5 protein-coding genes are annotated in these 4457 nt (G+C 47.3%); 3 read left to right on the top strand and 2 right to left on the bottom strand.

Annotation, left to right across the window (positions count from 1 at the left end; all coding sequences use genetic code 11):
* Positions 1-185 precede the first annotated feature (185 nt).
* Together QUB64_RS22090 and QUB64_RS22085 are read right to left on the bottom strand one after the other, a co-directional pair.
* Positions 186-584, bottom strand: coding sequence for an alr0857 family protein (locus QUB64_RS22090; protein WP_333278670.1), 399 nt, complete (start codon positions 582-584; stop codon positions 186-188).
* 327 nt (positions 585-911) lie between these two features.
* The gene (locus tag QUB64_RS22085; RefSeq protein ID WP_333278668.1) at positions 912-1427 is read right to left on the bottom strand and encodes an HNH endonuclease; all 516 of its coding nucleotides are present in this window, start codon (positions 1425-1427) and stop codon (positions 912-914) included.
* A gap of 557 nt (positions 1428-1984) precedes the next feature.
* Here QUB64_RS22085 and QUB64_RS22080 point away from each other — a divergent pair.
* The 3 genes from QUB64_RS22080 to QUB64_RS22070 all read left to right on the top strand — a co-directional run bounded on the left by QUB64_RS22080 (position 1985) and on the right by QUB64_RS22070 (position 4437).
* Positions 1985-2329 carry a ribbon-helix-helix domain-containing protein gene (locus tag QUB64_RS22080; RefSeq protein ID WP_333278666.1) on the top strand — a complete coding sequence of 115 codons (345 nt, stop codon included), beginning with the start codon at positions 1985-1987 and terminating at the stop codon, positions 2327-2329.
* Positions 2330-2545: 216 nt separating this feature from the next.
* A complete protein-coding gene (locus QUB64_RS22075; RefSeq protein WP_333278664.1) occupies positions 2546-3886 on the top strand; it encodes a D-alanyl-D-alanine carboxypeptidase in 1341 nt (446 codons plus the stop codon).
* A gap of 134 nt (positions 3887-4020) precedes the next feature.
* A complete protein-coding gene (locus QUB64_RS22070; RefSeq protein ID WP_333278662.1) occupies positions 4021-4437 on the top strand; it encodes a ribosomal maturation YjgA family protein in 417 nt (138 codons plus the stop codon).
* Positions 4438-4457 lie beyond the last annotated feature (20 nt).

Here is a 4457-nt window from a genome sequence, read left to right as displayed (position 1 = left end):
GACTTCGCGAGCGGGTAAAATGACCAATGACCAATGACCACCCTTCGACTTCGCGAGCGGGTAAAATGACCAATGACTAATGCCCCATCCCCCATCCCCCATGCCCACCCTTCGACTTCGCGAGCGGGCAAGATGCCCCATCCCCCATGCCCCATGCCCCATGCCCCATGCCCAAACACCCGATATTAATCGCCGACTTCCCCCACAACCTCCGCAGCAGCCTGAGTTTCGAGCCAGAGTTTGAGCAACAACCGCTCCGCCCGATCGCTCAAAACAGTCGCAAACACCCCCTGGGCGCCCTCAGACGCCTCTCCAATCCACGTACCGCGCAGAGTCACTTCCACAAAATCAGCATCAGCAACACAAAGGTCGATCGAATCGGTATCATCTCGGCGGGCCTCAGATTCCAACAGAGACAGCGCCGGCAAATTCGCGGGCAGCAAAAATGCCGCAGTGCTCGGTTCGACGCTGATGCTTTGACCAACTCGCATAGCCAGCACAACTCGCAGCGCCACTAACTGTTCGGGAGATTGAGCCAAACGCTCCAGGTTAAAGCCCGTTTCAGTGTAAGTCAACTTCAGCATATTGACAGCCCTAAATTTGGAATTGAAAATTTGTCAGTAGTCAGTAGTCATTGGTCATTAGTCATTGGTCATTTGTTATCTGTCATTTGTTATCTGTTATTGGTCATCGCTCGTTGGGAATCGGGATTTCCCGATGATTCTAAACACACAGACGAAGGATAGGGCATTGAGTTCAGAGCTGATCTGGGATCGAGTAATAAAATGTTTTCTACTCGATCTCGATCGAGAATGTTGTCCCATAACCAATGACCAATGACCAATGACCAATGACTAATGACCAATGACCAATGACTAATGACCAATGACCAATGACTAATGACTAATGACCTATTCCCCAATTTGGTATTCGTGCCAAAACATTTCGGCAAAAGCAACAGTGGGGTGTATGGGAGCCTTCGGCTTGGTTCGCAGAGACATTCCAGCTTCTATGGGAGTTCGATCGCCCTTACGAGAGTTGCACCGTTCGCAAGCAGTCACCACGTTGTCCCAAGTATGCGGCCCGCCCTTCGATCGAGGCATCACGTGATCCAGCGTCAAATGCCGGTTGCTGCCGCAGTATTGGCAAGCATGGGCGTCTCGGCGCAGAACTTCCCGGCGGTTGACCGGCGGAACTTTCCACAGCCGTTCCCTGTTACCAAAAGTCAAGCGGATTTGTTCGGGTACGTGGATGCTGGTGTTGGGCGATCGCACGAGATAGCCATTGCCGATGCTAAAATCCAGAGGTTCAGCCTTGCCTGTTACCAAAAGTACGATCGCCCGTTTGATGTTGACACGGCTCATCGGTAGGTAATTTTGAGAAAATACCACAACAGATTGCCTCAATACATCAGTTACTACGGTCACGGCTTGCTCCTCCTCATTTAGATTTTAGATTTTAGATTTTAGATTTGGAATGCTTCCCAGCATTGGCTACATCTAGTTTTCGCTCGTTCCCCAAGCCTTGCCAAATTGCTCCAATCTCCAATTAAATGCCCCCGCTTCTCTTACGAGTGAAGCGGGGGCCAGAAAAACTGCTAAAGGCAAATTTTCATCTTATTGTTGGTACAGTCGTTAGCTGTACCCCCCGCTTCGCGTATCTTTGTGATGTGGCGGTGCCACTCCCAGACCGTCCCGGTCTACCTCGTTGTAATTAATTTCTGCAATTAGTCCTAATCCACTATAACCGGGTTTAATTGGGCTTGTCCCAGCCCACGAGGTCGCTGCGGGGCTCGCCAAACCCGTCCGAAAGACTTGCCGTGAGGACTCAGCGCGACCCCTGGGGCGATCGCACTTGAGTTGATAAGTAGAATAGGTGGGGAAAAATTTCACAGTAGGCAGAAAGTGATCTGAGACCTTTAAATCTAGCTTTAAACATACTACACTGATATTACAGATATGTCCACCCGTCACGGAGAAAAATTATGCATACCCTACCTAGAACCTCAACCACCGAAATGGAAGTCACCAGCATTCGGCTAGAAAAAGAGCTCAAGGAGAGATTGAAAGAGCTTGCTGGGAATCAAGGCTATCAAGCTTTGATTCGAGATTTGCTCTGGAATTACGTACAGCAGAAGTCTGGAGAGTATCGTCAGATGTTTTGTCGATCGGATATTCGAGCCAGCATTAACGCCACAGCACAGCAGGAGGAACGCTGCGCGCTTACAGGAGAGTTGATTCGAGTTAATGAGCCGATGTTATTAGGCCTGACGATGCACGGGGAAATGGTGCCGCTGAGTATGGGGAGTATGGGCAATATGGCTGGATAAACCAGTTTACCCTTGAATTTGCGATTGCGATCGGCCTGGGGTGAAAGCCCCAGGCGCTGAAGATAAAATCCCGAAGCATTTCCAGGATATCTATATTTAACGAAATTTAACGAACCGCGAAGACGCGAAGCGCGCGAAGGAAGATCCCTGAAGGAAGAGGCGCGGCAAGAGTGCTAAACTTTCCATCGGGTGTGCCCAAAGATGATGGTAAATTTGATGGAAAAGATTAAGGTAATGCTGAAAAACCGCTACTTGACTGCTGTAAGTTCGATCGCCCTTCTCGCAATTATCACCGGATGCGCCGCTACGGAATCACCCCAACTTGCAACTCCCTCTCCTGTAGCCGAATCTTCCGCGCCGCCAGTTAAACCAAGTCAGCCGTTAACAGTTTCTGTCAACAATCCCGAAACCGCCACAAATACCAAAATCCAGCAATATCTCAACGGATTGACAGCCCAAGGTTCTGCTAAAGAAGACCAAGGTATCTGGATGCAATCGGGCAATACATTGCTAGCCAATCATCAAGGTACAGTTCCTCTGTCAGCCGCTTCTATTACCAAAGTAGCAACATCTCTGGTAGCGCTGCAACAATTCGGGCCGGAACATCAATTTATTACCTTAATTAGTACCAACGGCACAATCAAAAACGGAGTCTTAAAAGGCGATTTAATTGTTCAGGGCAGCGAAGATCCGTTGTTTGTTTGGGAAGAGGCGATCGCCCTCGGTAACATCTTAAATCAAAAAGGCATCAAGCGAGTCACTGGCAGTTTGATAATTGTCGATAAATTTTACATGAATTTTGAATTAGATCCCCTCAAATCAGGAGAATTTCTCAAACAAGCATTGAACAGTGAAATCTGGCCCAGCGAAGCCGCGGCCCAGTATCAAACACTCCCTCCCAATACTCCCAAACCCCAAATAGCAATTGACGGTACTGTCAAAGTTTTGCCAGCACCTCCGAGCGGCGTACCCTTAGTCAAACACTATTCTTTGCCCCTCACCGAACTGATCAAAAAAATGAATCAGTACAGCAACAATCTGATGGCAGATATGCTGGCTGATACTGTCGGTGGCGCCAAAATTGTCGCGCAAAAAGCAGCAGCAGCAACTGGAGTTGATCCCGCAGAAATTCAACTCGTCAACGGTTCGGGATTGAGCGACGAAAATCGCATTTCTCCTCGGGCTGCTTGCGCGTTGTTTATCGCTCTAGAACGGTATCTTCAACCTTACAGCATGACAGTTGCTGATGTCTTAACTGTTGTTGGTAAAGATAAAGGAATACTCTCAGAACGACCGCTGCCAAAATTAGCAGTTGTTAAATCTGGTACGTTGGATAATGTTAGCGCTTTGGGCGGCGCGCTGCCAACTAAAAAACAACAAACTGTGTGGTTTGTGATTATGAATCGCGGGGCAAATGTCGAGGCATTTCGCACTCAGCAAGAGGTTTTACTCAAAAGCTTTTTGAATGACTGGGGAACTGTTCAAGCCTCACCGCCAGAATTAACGCCAAATCCTGCTAGAAATAGTAAGGTATCTCGTAACGAAATTGTTCCATAACACTAGATTTGATGAATAATATCATGTTCCATTCTTGGTGAATAGCCAATAGTTTGTACGGTGCGTCAGCACAGAGATTTTCAATGGGTATCTCAAATCGTGCCAACTGACGCACCCTACTACTAATACCTAAAATGGCATCACCTTTTAATCGCGCGCATCCCTTTTTTAACTATCGATTTGCTCTGATCCTGACCATCATCCCCGTTTCGATCGTCGGTTTAAGCAGTGAATTCTATTCCGGGCCTGGGCGAGAGTTTTTTAACGATTATTTTGGTGATTTTCTCTACCAAATTTTCTTGATTCTGCTAATTGTTTTGATATTTCCCCAAGTTTCTCCGACTAAAATTGCTTGGGGAGTTTTTATTTTTAACTGTATCATTGAATTTAGCCAATTGTGGCAACCTCCTTTTTTGCAAGCTATTCGCGCTACATTATTTGGGCGTTTGTTCCTCGGTAGCGGCTTTTCGTGGGAGGATTTTATTGGCTATATTTTGGGATGTACTTTGGGGTGGGTTTTGGTGGTTTGGCTGAAGCGGAAAATTATATAAATTGCTTTTTTATGTCAAAC

The sequence above is a fragment of the Microcoleus sp. Aus8_D2 genome, assembly GCF_036702665.1.
Lineage (GTDB): Bacteria > Cyanobacteriota > Cyanobacteriia > Cyanobacteriales > Microcoleaceae > Microcoleus.
Note: the sequence above shows the minus strand (reverse complement) of the source record. Positions and strands in the feature narration are given on the sequence as shown.